Here is a 13,764-nt window from a genome sequence, read left to right on the forward strand (position 1 = left end):
CGCCCACCCCCACGCTCGCGTGGCACGTGCCAGACCGTGCTGCTCCGGGGAACCGTGTTCAGGGGCGTGACAGGGCCCCCCACGCGCCCTACCGGCAGGTCACCCTCCGGCCGCACACTCAAAAACATGACACGTGAGCAGCCCCTCGGCGGGGGTACCGAGCTGGGGCGCTTCCTGCACGCCCGTCGGGCTCGGCTCACCCCCGCCGAGGCCGGTCTCACGGTCGCCCCGGGCCCGCGCCGCACGCCCGGGCTGCGCCGTGCGGAACTGGCAGCCCTCGCCGGGATCAGCGTCGACTACTACACCCGCCTGGAGCTCGGCAAGGAAACCAGACCCGGCACGTCCGTCGTCGACTCCCTGGCCCGGGCTCTGCGCCTGGAGGAGGACGAACACGAGCACCTGCGCGGCCTGGCCGTCCTCGCCGCCCGTACCGCGCCGGACCCTCCGGCGGTACCCAGCAGGACCATCCGGCCGGGTGTGAAGCTGCTGCTGGAGGGCCTGCGGCCGAACCCCACGCACGTGGTCAGCCGCACCAATGACCTGCTCGCCGCCAATCCCGGCGGGCTGAGGCTGCTGACCGGGATCGAGAAGTGGCCGGCCAGGCGGCGCAACCTCGCCCGGTACGTCTTCCTCCACCCCGCCGCCCGCACCCTCTTCCACGACTGGGCCTGCCAGGTCCGCGGCTGCGTGGCCCGGCTCCGCGCCCTGGCCGGCACCGACCCGGACGCCCCCGACCTCATCCGGCTGGCAGGTGAACTCCTGCTCAAGAGCCCGGAGTTCGCCCGCCTGTGGGAGCGCTACGACATCAAGGGCCGCGCTCACGGACATAAGACCTTCCACCATCCCGAGGTCGGCGACCTCACCCTCGGCTACCAGTCCATGGAACTGGAGGGCACGCCGGGCCACCGGCTCATCACGTACTACGCCGAGCCGGGCACCGCCGACTATGACGCCCTCGTCCTCCTCGACATGCTCGGCTCCCAGCCGGCACCGCGGAAGGAGACGTCCTCTTCCGCGGACGAGAGCACGTCCTCCACCTGAGCCAGGTGGTCGTCAGGACCGTGCGCGCCGTTGCGCGGCGGGCTCGGGTGCGGGTGCGGTCATGTCGAGCAGGAGCATGGCGTCGTGGTCGGGGGTGCCGGGTTCGGCGGTGTAGACGCCGAGGCGCTGGCCGGGGGTGTCCTCGATATGCAGGCTCTGGCCGCTGAGGGTGAGGATGCCGACCTGGGGGTGGTGGAAGGTCTTCTGGTTCCTCTTCCGCCCGACGACGTCGTAGCGCTCCCACAGCTTGGCGAAGTCCGGGCTCTTGAGCAGGAGCTCACCCACGAGGCCGGCGAGGTCGGGGGCGTCCGGGTCGGTGCCGGCCACCGCGCGGAGCCGGGCCACGCAGCCGCGGACCTGGTTGTCCCAGTCGGGGAAGAGGGTGCGCGCGGTGGGGTGGAGGAACAGGTAGCGGGCGAGGTTGCGCTGCGTGGCGGGCCAGTCGGCGAGTCCGGCGTACAGGGCGAGGCCGCCGGGGTTCCAGGCGAGCAGGTCCATGCTGCGGCCGATGACATAGGCCGGGCTCGGCCGCATCGTCTCCAGGACCAGCTTCAGGTGCGGGCGCACGGTCCGGCTGGGCGGCGACGTTTCGGGAACGTACCTCGCGGCCCGGGCGGCGAGCTCGCGCAGGTGCTGGTGCTCGGTGTCATCGAGCTGCAGGGCTCGGGCCAGGGCGTCGAGCACGGGGGGACTGGGACGGGTCTCGTTGCCGCGCTCCAGGCGGACGTAGTAGTCGATGCTGATGCCGGCCAGCGTGGCCAGTTCCTCGCGGCGCAGGCCGGGGGTGCGGCGCAGTCCGGTGCCCACGGTGAGGCCGACCTGGTCGGGGCTGGTCTGGGTGCGGCGCGCGCGCAGGAACCGGCCCAGTTCCAGGTCGGCGCTCCTGCCGGTGCTCTGCTCGGATGCCATGGTGTCAGTGTCACACCGCTCTGACCTGCGTGGCGGGCGTGTGGGGGGCCCTGTGACACCCCTGAACGTCGTTCCCCGGCACAGCCCGGCCTGCCACCTGGGCGGGAAAGACGCGAGGCTCGTTGTCTGTCAGCACCCGGCCTTCCAGTCCAGGAGATCGTCCCTTGTCCACGTCCGCCTCGCCCGCATCGCTCCAGGTCGGCGCGGCCGGCCCGCCGCCGAGCGGGTCGGGCGAGCGTAGGGCGCCCGGCGCCGTCCTGCTCGGCTCCTTCACGATCGGAACCGGGGCGGCGACGGTCGTTCCGTCCTCCCCCGCCCTGCTGCGCGAGACCTTTTTGCCCCACATCAGATTCCGGCCACCGCCACCGCCGCGGGCCCGGGCCCGCGTGAACGCCGGCCCCTGACCGCTCGGCTGCCCCACCCCCGTTCCGTACAGAAGGAAAGTCCCATGCAGAGCGTCACCCTCAACAACGGCGTCGAGATGCCGATCCTCGGTTTCGGCGTGTTCCAGATCCCGGCGGAGCAGACCGAGCAGGCCGTCACCGACGCGCTCGCCGCCGGCTACCGGCTGCTGGACACCGCTGCCGCGTACCTGAACGAGGAGGCCGTCGGCCGCGCGATCAAGAACAGCGGTATCCCGCGTGAGGAGCTGTTCGTCACCACCAAGCTGTGGGTCCAGGACGCTCCCGCGCAGGAGAACACCCGGCGTGCCTTCGAGACCTCGCTGGACAAGCTCGGCCTGGACCACCTCGACCTGTACCTGATGCACCAGCCCTTCGGTGACGTGTACGGCCAGTGGCGCGCCATGCAGGACCTGCACCGCGAGGGCCTCGTCAAGGCGATCGGCGTCGCCAACTTCTACCCCGACCGCCTTCTCGACCTCGTCATCAACAACGAGATCACGCCCGCGGTCAACCAGATCGAGACCCACCCGTTCTTCCAGCGCACCGCCGACCAGGAAGTCATGCGTGAGCACGGGGTCCAGATCCAGTCGTGGGGCGGGTTCGCCGAGGGCAAGAACGACATCTTCACCCACCCGGTCCTGAGCGGGATCGGCGCGAAGCACGGCAAGTCCGTGGCGCAGGTCGTGCTGCGCTGGCTGACCCAGCGCGGCGTCGTCGCGATCCCCAAGTCCGTGCGCCCCGAGCGCATGGCGGAGAACATCGACATCTTCGACTTCGAGCTCACCGACGACCAGATGACGGCCATCGCCACCCTGGAGACCGGCGGCACGCTGTTCTTCGACCACCGCGACCCGGCCATGGTCAACTGGCTCAGCGCGCGGCGCCTGGAGGGCTGACCCGGCAGACGGCGGCAACCGCCCCAGAGCTCTCGCGCGGGTGCCTCCACCCGCCCGGACCGAGGCACCCGCGCGAGAGGGCCTCCACCTCGTCGCCGTCCTCACGGCGCCCCCACCTCACGGACGAGGGCCTCACCATGTCCCACAACATCACCGACGTACTCATGGCCGGCGCGACCGGCGGCATCGGACAGCCCGCCGTACGCGACGAGCGGCGAACCGAGCAGCTGCTCCCCGGCGCCGCCCCGTGGCAGCGGCCTCCCTTCGAGCTCATCGCCTCCGCCGCGCCGGGGCGACGCGCGCTCCTTCGTGGCGTACTTCTGGGAGGAGCCACCGTCATGACCGGTATCGAGATCACCGGCTGTTCCCCGTCGTCGGGCGGGGCGGCCCCGGAGTCCACCGAGCGGCCCGCGGCCACGGCCACGGCCCCGCCCGGGAAGCGGGTCCTGCTGGCCTACTTCTCCCGGCCGGGCGAGAACTACCACTACCGCGGGCGCAGGGATCTCAAGGTCGGCAACACCGAGGTCCTCGCCGGAATGATCACCGAGCTGCTCGCGTGCGACGTGCACCGCATCGAAGCCGTCGACCCCTACTCCGACGACTACGACGCGACGGTCGCGCGCAATGTCCGTGAGCAGGACGCCGATGCGCGGCCGGCCGTCGTCGATCCCCCGGCGTCGATCGACCGCTACGACGTGGTGCTGCTGGGCAGCCCCATCTGGAACGTCCGAGCACCGATGATCATGTCGACCTTCGCCGAGCGGTACGACTTCCGCGGCAAGACGGTCCATCCGGTCACGACGTATGCGATGAGCGGTTTGGGCACCACCGAACGCGACTACGCGGCGTCCTGCCCGAGCGCGACCATCGGGGAAGGGCTCGCGGTGCGCGGCGAGGAGGTCCGGAAGGCCGACACCGAGGTCCGGTCGTGGCTGCGGCGCATCGGACTTCTCCGGGACTGAACCCGCTTCCCAAACGCCCCAGTCTGACAGCGCCGTGCCCCGTGAGACAGGTGGGAGAGGGGCCCTGTCACAGCCTGGCTCACCGTTCCCCTGCACAACACGTCCTGCCACACAGCCAGTTGACCCGCCAGGCTGGGCGGAACCCGAAATGCCGTGCCAGGCAGGGCAACCCTCCGTCGTGAGCTCACGCCGATCAGCAAGTCCCCCACCTTCCTCGTGTCGAGAGAGTGAGCATGTCCACCGAAGCTTCCGAGTCAGCCATGGCTCCCCCCACCCGTCCCCCGTCCACACCATCGCGTCGCACCTTCATCGCAACGACGTCCGCGGCCGGCGGTGTCATCGCGGCAGGCGGGCTGGGCGCGGGTTCGTCACTGCTCGGCGTCGAGGAGGCCGCTGCCGCCGAGGCGTCGCCCAGCAGCAGCGTCTCGTTGACCGTCAACGGCAAGCGGCACACCGTCACGGTCGACAACCGCACCTCGCTGCTGGACCTGCTGCGCGAGCACCTCGGTCTGACCGGGTCGAAGAAGGGCTGCAACGCCGGCGCCTGCGGGGCCTGCACGGTGCTGGTCGACGGACGACGGGTCAACTCCTGCCTCACCCTTGCGGTGCGTCTGGAGGGCGCCGAGGTCACTACCGTCGAGGGTCTGGCCAAGGGCGACCAACTCCACCCGCTCCAGCAGGCGTTCATCGACCAGGACGCCTTCCAGTGCGGCTACTGCACGCCGGGCCAGATCATGTCGGGCGTCGGCTGTACGCAGGAGGGTCACACCGGCTCCGCCGAGGAGATCCGGGAGTGGATGAGCGGCAACATCTGCCGCTGCGGCTGTTACGTGAAGATCGTGCGCGCGGTCGAGCAGGCCTCGGGCCGGAAGTGAGTGCCGATGTATCCCTTCTCCTTCACCAAGGCGCCGAGCACGCGCGAGGCTCTCGAGGCGGGCCGGCGCGGCGGCCGTTACATCGCCGGCGGGACCACCCTGGTCGACCTGATGCGCGAGACCGTCGAACGCCCCGGCACGCTGGTCGACATCAGCGCACTGCCACTGCGCGAGGTCACCGTGACCGAGCGCGGTGGTCTGCGCATCGGCGCGCTGGTGACCATGGCCGAGGCCGCCGCCCATCGTAAGGTGCGCACCACCTATCCGGTCATCTCGCAGGCACTGGAGCTGAGCGCGTCCGCCCAGTTACGGAACATGGCCACCATCGGCGGCAACATCATGCAGCGCACCCGGTGCACGTACTTCCGTGACGTGACGGCGGCCTGCAACAAGCGTGAACCCGGCTCGGGTTGTGCCGCGCGGGAGGGCTTCAACCGCACCCACGCGATTCTGGGCGCCTCCGAGGACTGCGTGGCCACCCATCCCTCCGACGCGGCCGTCGCCTTCGCCGCCCTGGACGCTCGGGTACATCTGCGTGGCCCGGACGGGGAGCGCACCGTCCCCTTCGCCGACTTCCTGCTGCGCCCCGGTCGCACTCCGAACCGCGAACAGGCGCTGAAAAAGGGCGAACTGATCACCGCGGTGGAGATTCCGGCCCATCCACGCCCGTTGAAGTCCGGCTATCTGAAGGTGCGGGACCGCCAGTCCTACGAGTTCGCCCTCACCTCCGCGGCCGTCGCCCTGCACATCCGCGGCGGCGCGATCCGGGAGGCGATGGTGGCCGCCGGCGGCGTGGGGACGGTGCCCTGGAAGCTGCCCGCCGTCGAGCGAGCCCTCATCGGCGAACGCCCCTCCGAACGGCTCTGGGCCCGGGCCGCCGCGTCGGCCGCGGACGGGGCTCGCCCGCTGGCGCACAACCGGTTCAAGGTCGAGTTGCTCAAACGCACCGTCGAACGCCAGCTGCGCATCGTAGGAGACATGGCATGAGCCCTCAGCCGCAGGCAGCCGTCGGCGCACCGCTCTCCCGCGTGGACGGGCGCCTGAAGGTGACCGGCCAGGCGAAGTACGCCGCCGATCACGAACTCGACGGGGTCGTGCACGCGGTCGTGGTCGACAGCAGCGTCGGCCTCGGCCGCATCACCGGCCTCGACACCCGCGCCGCCGAAGCCCAGCCCGGGGTGCTGAAGGTGATCCACCACCGCAACGCCCCGACGCTGCCCTACGGGCGCAACCCCGGGTCGCTCAACCTCCCGGGCGAGCGGCTGCGGGTCTTCCAGGACGACCGGGTCCGTTTCCACGGCCAGCCGGTCGCCGTCGTCGTCGCCACCACCCTGGAGGCCGCCCAGCACGCCGCGAGCCTGGTGGAGGTCGACTACGACACCGAGCGGCCCGCCACCGACCTGGCCGACGCCCCGGCGGCGGGCGCGCCGGTGACCTATGCGCGCGGCGACGCGGAGGCCGCCCTGCGCGAGGCCCCCGTCCAGCTGGAGATGACGTACCGCCCCGCCCGCAACCACCACAACGCGATGGAACTCCACGCCACCGTCGCCCACTGGGACGGCGACCGGCTCACGCTGTGGGACAAGACGCAGTGGGTGCAGAGTCCGCGGGACGAGCTCGCCGCGAACTTCGGCATTCCGGCGCAGTCCATCCGCGTCATCTCGCCCTTCGTCGGCGGCGCGTTCGGCAACGCCGCGCGGGCCTGGCCGCACATCACCGTCGCGGCCCTCACCGCCCGCGAGACGGGCCGCCCGGTCAAGCTCGTCCTGACGCGCCGGCAGCTCTACTTCGGGGTGGGCTACCGGCCGTCGTACGAGTACAGGGTGCGGCTGGGCAGCGACCGAGGCGGGCGGCTGACGGCCATGACCCACGACCTGCGCGCCGAGACGTCGAGGTACGAGACGTTCGCGGAGCGCGGCGTCCTCTCCCCGGGGCGGATGCTCTACACCACGCCCAACGTCGCCCAGACGTACCGGACGGTGCCGCTGGACGTGAACACCCCGACCCCGATGCGCGGCCCGGGTTACTCCAGCGCCGCCTTCCCCATCGAGAGCGCGATGGACGAACTCGCCCACGAGCTCGGCATCGACCCCATCGAGCTGCGGCGGCGCAACGAACCCGAGAACGACCAGGCCAGCGGACGCCCGTTCTCCACCCGGCGGCTGCGCGAGTGCTACACCGTGGGCGCCCGGGAGTTCGGCTGGCACCGCCGCGACCCGAGGCCCCGCTCCACCCGCGACGGCGACTGGCTGATCGGCACCGGGATGGCGACCGCGGTCTACGACACCCTGCGGGCGCCGGGCCAGGCCCGGGTACGGCTGGATGCCGACGGCACCGCCCTGGTCGAGTCCTCGACCAGTGACATGGGCCCCGGCACCTACACGTCCATGACGCAGGTCGCCGCCGATGCCCTGGGCCTCGCGGTCCGTCACGTGACCTTCCGGCTGGGCGACACGGACCTGCCCACGGCCCCGCTCCACGGCGGCTCGCTGACCATGGCCAGCGTCGGTTCCACCGTCCAGGACGGCTGCGACAAGCTCCGACAGCAGGCGATCGAACTCGCCGTGGGGGACGAGGACTCGCCGCTGTACGGCGCCGACGCCGCCGACATCGTCGTACGGGGTGGCCGACTGCACCTGGGGAACAACCCCGCACGCGGTGAGACGTACCGGCGGCTCCTCACCCGCAACAGGCGCGAGTATCTGGAGGCGATGGGCTCCTGGACCCCTGGCCAGTCCCGGTCCTCGATGTATGCCTACGGCGCGGTGTTCGCCGAGGTCGGGGTGGATGCCCGCCTGGGGCTGGTCCGGGTGCGGCGGATGCTCGGCGTCTTCGACGCGGGCCGGATCATCAGCCCCAAGCTCGCCGACAGCCAGGCCATCGGCGCCATGGTCGGCGGCATCGGCGCGGCCCTGCTGGAGCACACGGTCACCGACCACCGCGACGGCCGGATCGTCAACGCCAACCTGGCCGACTACCTCGTCCCGGTCAACGCCGACGTCCGCGACCTGAAGGCGATCTACGTCGACGGCCGGGACGACGAGGCCGACCCCCTCGGCGTCAAGGGCCTCGGCGAGGTCGTCCTGGTCGGCGTGGCCCCCGCCATCGCGAACGCCGTCTTCCACGCCACGGGCCGACGGGTGCGCGACCTGCCCATCACCGCCGAGGCTCTGCTCTGAGCCACGCCCTGGGCAGCGGTGATCCGCGCCGCTGCCCAGGGCCGTTCCCCGCAAGCCCTCGGCCCTCTTTGGAGTTCCCCCCATGCTCAACATCGCGGACACGCTGCGCACTTGGTGCCGCGAACGCCGCCCCTTCGCCCTCGCCACCGTGATCCGGGTCAGCGGCAGCGCACCGCTGCCCGTCGGCACCGCCCTGGCCGTGGACGCCGACGGCGACGTGATCGGCAGCGTGTCCGGAGGCTGCGTGGAGGGGGCGGTCTACGAGCTGTGCCAACAGGTACTGAAGTCGGACGAACGCCCGACTCGGGCACGTTTCGGCTACTCCGACGACGACGCCTTCGCCGTCGGCCTGACCTGCGGCGGTGAACTGGACGTCCTGGTACAGCGGATCGACCCCACCGACCAGCCCCACCTCATCGCGGCCCTCGACGAGGTGGCGTCCGGCCGGCCCGCCGCTGTGGCCCAGATCGTCGACGGGCCCGAGGAACTCCTCGGCCGCACCCTGGGCTTCACCGGCGACGGCAGCACACACGAGGCGGCCGCGGGCGGCGAGCAGGGCAAGCGGTGGGAGCCGTGGGAGCGGTCGGTGGCGGGACAGGCCCGCGCACTGCTGCGCGCGGGCCGTAGCGGCCGGGTCGAGGTCGGCGGAGACACGACAACCTGCCCGGAGAGACTGTCCGTCCTCGTCCACACCCACGCGTCCCGTCCGCGGATGCTGATCTTCGGCGCTGTCGACTTCGCCGGCGCGCTGAGTGAGATCGGCAGGTTCCTCGGCTACCGGGTCACCGTGTGCGACGCCCGTCCCGTCTTCGCCACCCCTGCCCGTTTCCCGCATGCCGACGAGGTCGTGGCCGACTGGCCGCACCGCTACCTCGCCGCCACCGAAGTGGACGCCCGCACGGCCGTCTGCGTCCTCACCCACGACGCCAAGTTCGACATCCCCCTGCTGCGCCAGGCGCTGAGCCTGCCGGTGGGCTACGTCGGCGCGATGGGCTCGCGCCGCACCCACCAGCACCGTCTGGAACTGCTCCGGGAGGCCGACATCCCGGAAGCGCATCTCGCCCGCCTGCACTCGCCGATCGGACTCGATCTCGGCGCGCACACTCCCGAAGAGACAGCGATCTCCATCGCCGCGGAGATCATCGCTCACACCCATCAGGCCTCGGGTACGCCCCTTACCCGGCACACAGGGCCCATCCACCACCGGACGACGCCGTAGCGCGGCATCCGCGGACCCGCACTTCGCACCGGTGCCAACTTCCGGCCCGGGAGGTGATGGTGGCCGGCATGCCCGCGCACCCCACGCCCGGCGCCGGTGCCGACGCCTCCGAAGAACGGGTCAGCCCGGGTGTCTCTCGGTGGAGGTCGCACCGCGGCCTTGATCCGCCCGGTCGAGGAGGACCACGGCGTCGTAGTCGGGCGTGTCCGGCAGGGCGTAGTACGCCACCAGGCGATGCCCCGGGGTGCCTTCGATCAGCAGGGACTGGTAGCGGAGGGTGACAGTGCCGACCTCAGGGTGCTGCAGCGTCTTGTGACCCTTGGCGAATGCCCGCACGTCGTAGGACTCCCACAGTTTTGTGAACTCCGGGCTCTTGAGGAGCAGTTCGTCAACGAGTTCGGCGAGGTCGGGAGCGTCCGGCTCGGTGCCCGCCAGGGCTCGCAGCCTGGCGACGCAGCCGCGGGTCATCACCTCCCAGTCGGGGAAGAGTTCGCGGGCCATGGGGTGGAGGAAGACGTATCTCGCGATGTTGCGCTGCTTGACGGGCCAGCGTTCGATGCCGGTCAGCGTCCGCAGTCCTCCCGGGTTGGCGGCGAGCAGGTCCATGGTGCGGCTGAGCACCCGGGCCGGGAAGGGCCGCAGACGCTCCAGCAGCAACTCGGTGCCGAGGTCCACGGAGCGGCTGGGCATGCCCTGGTTCGGAGACTGCCCGCGAGCGGCACGCAGACAGAGGTCGTGCAGGTGCTTGTGCTCGGTTTCCCCGAGGCGCAACGCCCGTGCCAGGGCGTCGAGCACAGCCGGGCTGGGGTGGATCTCCCGGCCGCGTTCCAAGCGGGCGTAGTAGTCGATGCTCACCCCGGCGAGGGTGGCCAGCTCCTCCCGTCGCAGCCCCGGCGTCCGTCGCAGCCCCGGGCCCACCTTGATGCCGACCTCTTCGGGACTGACCTCCGTCCGGCGGGCGCGCAGGAAACGCCCGAGGTCGGTGCCGCTGTTCCTCTCCCGCTGCTCGCCTGCCACGTCCCTCAGTGTGACAGCCACTGACCACAACTGACCGATGGGGGCTTGTCCGGCTGCGCCGACGGGTGGCGTCGATCCGTACGTTCCGGAGGTGGGGGCAGTGCCGATGAGACGACCATGAGGGATGTAATCCATGCACCAACAGGACAGCGCGCCGAACCGCGATTCGACAGACCGCGGCCGTCGCGGCTTCCTGAGCGCGGCCGCACTCGCAGCGACCTCGCTGGTCGTCGCCCGCCATGGGCACCGGGGCCCGTCCCGTCCGCGAGGACGTGGTGATCGCGTCGAAGTTCGGCTGGGACATCGACCCGGACACGGGCACCCGAGGCGGCCTGAACAGCCGCCCGGAGCACGTTCGCCGAGCCGTCGACGGCATGTTGCGGCGCCTGCGGACGGACCACATCGACGCGGAGGTCCTCCCGCTCTGTGAGGAACTCGGCATCGGCTTCGTGTGCTGGGCTCCTCTCGGCATGGCCTTCACGACCGGGACGATCAGTCCGCTGCTCCAGGACTGGGCCGTACCCAAGGGCGCCACGTCGGCCCAGGACGTGGACGAAGTCAGGTTCAGCCCCGCCGATATGAGGTCGGTGTGAAAACTGCGGGCAGCGATGAAAGGGACTCGGTTTCCGAACCACGGAACTCGTGCCGGATATCGTCGGCGCCCAGATGGATGTCCGGGAGCCGCTTCAGAAGTTCGGTCGCGGCGACGGTCATCTCCATTCGGGCGACCGCCTGGCCAGGGCAGGCATGTATGCCGAATCCGAACGTCAGGTGCCGTGACATCCCTCGGTCGAGCCGGAACTCGTCGGGGTCGGTGAACTTCTCCGGGTCGCGGTTCGCCGCGGCCCAGCACAGGTAGGCCGTCGAGTTCTCGGCGAGGTCCACACCCTCGATGCTCACATCCGATGTGACGCGCCGATAGAACCCGAAGACAGGGGGATGCAGACGCAGCGCCTCCTCCACCGCCGCCGGGATGAGGTCGGGATCCGCGATGAGCCTGTCGCGTACCTCTGGGCGCCGCAGTACCTCGTAGAGGAGGCTGCTCAAACCGGAGACCGTGGTCTCATGCCCTGCGAGGAGCAGACTGACCATGGTGTCCGTGATCTCCTGCACATCGAGCGGCCGACCGTTCATCTCGGCGTTCGCGAGCAGGGTCAGAAAATCCCCGCCCTCCTTGCCCCGACGTTCCAGCACCGGCGCCGTAGCGATCTGCGAAAAGTCGCCCAGCGCTTTCCTGAGTCGCTCCGGCTCCTTCAGGCTCGCGAGTACGTCGCTGGACAGGCGACGAATTTCGGCTTTGTGCTCGGAGTCGAATCCCAGGATGTGGCAGATCGCCAGCAGCGGCACCTGCTCGCAGTATTCCGCGACCAGATCGCATTCCCCTCTGGAAGCGAACGAATCGATCAGATCGACGGTGTCGGCGCGCACCAGCCCTTCGATGCGATCAGGAGTCGAATCATCCACCCCGAGGTTGACAATCTCGCGCCACGCGGTGTGCTCCGGCGGATCCCAGTCGATCGCGAGACGGGCCCTGGCCGCGACCGGACGCACCGCCGAGGGCCTCGACGAGAACGTTCTCCAGTCCTTTGCGGCGTTCCTGACGTCGGCATACCGAAGCAGGATGTCGAAAGCGCCCAGTTCCTCACTGCGAGCGACCGGGCACTTCCCCCGAGCCGCCGCGAGTCGCTCGTGGGCCTCGGCCGGCGTCGTTCCATAGGTACTGAAATCAGTCAGAGCGGACTCTTGCAGATCGTCGCTCCGAGGGGATGGTGACGGCATTGTCAGGCACCCTTCCAGCAGACCAGTCGACGCGATTCTACTATCGCGTCGATTATTTGATGCTAACATCGAAAAATCACCCACACAACGACTTCCCCCAAGGCGCCCCGCCACACCCCGGCCGATGACGTCAGTGACAAACTATGGACGCTGACGTCAAACTCCTCTATGTTCCACACCACCACCATCGCCGAGTACCTGCGGGCGGATCCCGGTGGATTCCACGAGGAGGCAATCAATGGCGATTGGACCGACGCGGGCAGCCACGGGGACGGGCTTGGCGTCAGCCGTGGACGAGCCGGACTCGATCGCAGCCGAGGCGGTCGAGACAGCATCCCGCCTCGTGCCGCTCCTGCAGTCGAACGCCGAGGAAGCACGTCGTCTGGCACGCCCCACCGACGAGGCCATGGCTGCGCTGGAGGACTCCGGGCTCCTGATGCTCATGGCTCCCAAGGTCCGAGGCGGCCGGCAGGTCCCCCTGAGCACGTTCATCGATGTGGGAGAGGAACTGGCGCGCGGCTGCGCCTCGACGACCTGGGTCGCCAGCATCTACATCGGAACCCTGTACATGGTCGCCGGCTTCTCCGACGAGGCGCAGGACGAGGTCTATTCCGTAGGCACTCCGAAGACGCTGGCCGCGTTCAACCCCGCGGGCGAAGCGGTGCCGGTGAGCGGTGGCTACCGTCTGACCGGAACCTGGCGTTTCTGCTCGGGACAGCACCACGCCGACTGGGCGTTGCTCTCGTCCCTGATCATGAGGGACGGCCGGCCGCCCACGCCCGCGCAGTTCCTCGTCCCACGCGGTGAGTGCCGAAGCGCCGACGACTGGGACGTCTCGGGGCTCTCCGGAACCGGCTCCGCCTCCCTGTCCACAGACGGTGTCTTCGTGCCCGAGCACCGGGTGCTGCCCTTCGCCGACCCCACCAAGGTGCTGTCGCTCTCCAAGACCCTCGCGGACGACCCCTACTTCAGGATGCCCTTCATCCCGTTCTTCGCAACGGGCGCCACGGGGACGCCCCTCGGCATGGCCGGGGCCGCCCTGGACCTCATGAAGGACCGTGTCCAGAAGCGGGGTATCACCTATACGCAGTACACGCGCCAGGCGGACGCCGCCATCACGCACTTCCAGATGGACTCGGCGGTCATGAAGCTCGACCAGGCCCGGTTCCACTCCGAACGGGCCGCGGCCACCGTCGCGATGGTGGCCGAGGACCCGTCGGACACCGCGCTGCGGGTCCGATGCCGTGCCGACGCCGCGTGGACCGCACTGCTGTGCCGGGAGGTCGTGGAGATCGTCCAGCAGGCGTCCGGCGCCTCCGCCATTCACCGCAAGGATCCGCTCTCGCGCATCGTCAGCGACATACAGGCCCTGTCGGTGCACTCCTTCATCCTGCACAGCACCAACGCGGAACTGCACGGCCGCGTCCTGTGCGGTCTCGAACCCGGTGTGGCGTTCATCTGAGCCGTAGCTCTTCCCCGGAAA

13 protein-coding genes are annotated in these 13,764 nt (G+C 70.3%); 10 read left to right on the top strand and 3 right to left on the bottom strand.

Annotated features, from left to right (window positions below):
- Nucleotides 1-126 precede the first annotated feature (126 nt).
- Complete coding sequence (locus ACFPIH_RS16075; protein WP_381172438.1) at nucleotides 127-1,041, top strand: helix-turn-helix transcriptional regulator; 915 nt, start codon at nucleotides 127-129, stop codon at nucleotides 1,039-1,041.
- Between the two features lie 12 nt (nucleotides 1,042-1,053).
- On the opposite strand, the gene ACFPIH_RS16080 is transcribed toward ACFPIH_RS16075, so the two are convergent.
- Nucleotides 1,054-1,950 (bottom strand): helix-turn-helix transcriptional regulator, encoded by an 897-nt coding sequence (locus ACFPIH_RS16080; protein WP_381172436.1) that lies wholly within the window; start codon nucleotides 1,948-1,950, stop codon nucleotides 1,054-1,056.
- A 164-nt stretch (nucleotides 1,951-2,114) separates the two neighbouring features.
- Between ACFPIH_RS16080 and ACFPIH_RS16085 the strand changes: the two genes are divergently transcribed.
- From ACFPIH_RS16085 to ACFPIH_RS16115, 7 genes are all read left to right on the top strand, one after another.
- A complete protein-coding gene (locus ACFPIH_RS16085; RefSeq protein WP_381172434.1) occupies nucleotides 2,115-2,354 on the top strand; it encodes a hypothetical protein in 240 nt (79 codons plus the stop codon).
- A gap of 44 nt (nucleotides 2,355-2,398) precedes the next feature.
- A complete protein-coding gene (locus ACFPIH_RS16090) occupies nucleotides 2,399-3,250 on the top strand; it encodes an aldo/keto reductase (RefSeq protein WP_381172432.1) in 852 nt (283 codons plus the stop codon).
- Between the two features lie 137 nt (nucleotides 3,251-3,387).
- Nucleotides 3,388-4,212 (top strand): flavodoxin, encoded by an 825-nt coding sequence (locus ACFPIH_RS16095; RefSeq protein ID WP_381172430.1) that lies wholly within the window; start codon nucleotides 3,388-3,390, stop codon nucleotides 4,210-4,212.
- A gap of 233 nt (nucleotides 4,213-4,445) precedes the next feature.
- On the top strand, nucleotides 4,446-5,087 hold the full coding sequence (locus ACFPIH_RS16100) for a (2Fe-2S)-binding protein (protein ID WP_381172428.1): 642 nt from the start codon (nucleotides 4,446-4,448) through the stop codon (nucleotides 5,085-5,087).
- A gap of 6 nt (nucleotides 5,088-5,093) precedes the next feature.
- Nucleotides 5,094-6,074 carry an FAD binding domain-containing protein gene (locus ACFPIH_RS16105; protein WP_381172426.1) on the top strand — a complete coding sequence of 327 codons (981 nt, stop codon included), beginning with the start codon at nucleotides 5,094-5,096 and terminating at the stop codon, nucleotides 6,072-6,074.
- Nucleotides 6,071-8,266, top strand: a complete 2,196-nt coding sequence (locus ACFPIH_RS16110; RefSeq protein ID WP_381172424.1) for a xanthine dehydrogenase family protein molybdopterin-binding subunit — start codon at nucleotides 6,071-6,073, stop codon at nucleotides 8,264-8,266. Before ACFPIH_RS16105 ends, ACFPIH_RS16110 begins: the two co-directional genes overlap by 4 nt.
- An 82-nt stretch (nucleotides 8,267-8,348) precedes the next feature.
- The gene (locus tag ACFPIH_RS16115) at nucleotides 8,349-9,485 is read left to right on the top strand and encodes an XdhC family protein (RefSeq protein WP_381172422.1); all 1,137 of its coding nucleotides are present in this window, start codon (nucleotides 8,349-8,351) and stop codon (nucleotides 9,483-9,485) included.
- A gap of 120 nt (nucleotides 9,486-9,605) precedes the next feature.
- Here ACFPIH_RS16115 and ACFPIH_RS16120 read toward each other — a convergent pair whose 3' ends face one another.
- The gene (locus ACFPIH_RS16120) at nucleotides 9,606-10,502 is read right to left on the bottom strand and encodes a helix-turn-helix transcriptional regulator (RefSeq protein WP_381172419.1); all 897 of its coding nucleotides are present in this window, start codon (nucleotides 10,500-10,502) and stop codon (nucleotides 9,606-9,608) included.
- 239 nt (nucleotides 10,503-10,741) lie between these two features.
- Between ACFPIH_RS16120 and ACFPIH_RS16125 the strand changes: the two genes are divergently transcribed.
- Nucleotides 10,742-11,095, top strand: coding sequence for an aldo-keto reductase family protein (locus tag ACFPIH_RS16125; RefSeq protein ID WP_381172417.1), 354 nt, complete (start codon nucleotides 10,742-10,744; stop codon nucleotides 11,093-11,095).
- On the opposite strand, the gene ACFPIH_RS16130 is transcribed toward ACFPIH_RS16125, so the two are convergent.
- Complete coding sequence (locus ACFPIH_RS16130; RefSeq protein WP_381172415.1) at nucleotides 11,067-12,281, bottom strand: cytochrome P450; 1,215 nt, start codon at nucleotides 12,279-12,281, stop codon at nucleotides 11,067-11,069. The genes ACFPIH_RS16125 and ACFPIH_RS16130 overlap by 29 nt on opposite strands.
- 277 nt (nucleotides 12,282-12,558) lie before the next feature.
- On the opposite strand from ACFPIH_RS16130, the gene ACFPIH_RS16135 reads away from it, so the two are divergent.
- Nucleotides 12,559-13,743 (top strand): acyl-CoA dehydrogenase family protein, encoded by a 1,185-nt coding sequence (locus ACFPIH_RS16135; RefSeq protein ID WP_381172414.1) that lies wholly within the window; start codon nucleotides 12,559-12,561, stop codon nucleotides 13,741-13,743.
- Nucleotides 13,744-13,764: the final 21 nt, after the last annotated feature.

Origin of the sequence: Streptomyces vulcanius, from assembly GCF_042653945.1 — a bacterium.
GTDB classification, from domain to species: domain Bacteria; phylum Actinomycetota; class Actinomycetes; order Streptomycetales; family Streptomycetaceae; genus Streptomyces; species Streptomyces mangrovi.

Excerpts from the sequence above, each read along its gene's own strand:
- ACFPIH_RS16075 (WP_381172438.1), top strand. The coding sequence starts at position 127 with ATGACACGTGAGCAGCCCCTCGGCGGGGGTACCGAGCTGGGGCGCTTC.
- ACFPIH_RS16080 (WP_381172436.1), bottom strand. The coding sequence starts at position 1,950 with ATGGCATCCGAGCAGAGCACCGGCAGGAGCGCCGACCTGGAACTGGGC.
- ACFPIH_RS16090 (WP_381172432.1), top strand. The coding sequence starts at position 2,399 with ATGCAGAGCGTCACCCTCAACAACGGCGTCGAGATGCCGATCCTCGGT.
- ACFPIH_RS16095 (WP_381172430.1), top strand. The coding sequence starts at position 3,388 with ATGTCCCACAACATCACCGACGTACTCATGGCCGGCGCGACCGGCGGC.
- ACFPIH_RS16100 (WP_381172428.1), top strand. The coding sequence starts at position 4,446 with ATGTCCACCGAAGCTTCCGAGTCAGCCATGGCTCCCCCCACCCGTCCC.
- ACFPIH_RS16105 (WP_381172426.1), top strand. The coding sequence starts at position 5,094 with ATGTATCCCTTCTCCTTCACCAAGGCGCCGAGCACGCGCGAGGCTCTC.
- ACFPIH_RS16110 (WP_381172424.1), top strand. The coding sequence starts at position 6,071 with ATGAGCCCTCAGCCGCAGGCAGCCGTCGGCGCACCGCTCTCCCGCGTG.
- ACFPIH_RS16115 (WP_381172422.1), top strand. The coding sequence starts at position 8,349 with ATGCTCAACATCGCGGACACGCTGCGCACTTGGTGCCGCGAACGCCGC.
- ACFPIH_RS16125 (WP_381172417.1), top strand. The coding sequence starts at position 10,742 with ATGGGCACCGGGGCCCGTCCCGTCCGCGAGGACGTGGTGATCGCGTCG.
- ACFPIH_RS16130 (WP_381172415.1), bottom strand. The coding sequence starts at position 12,281 with ATGCCGTCACCATCCCCTCGGAGCGACGATCTGCAAGAGTCCGCTCTG.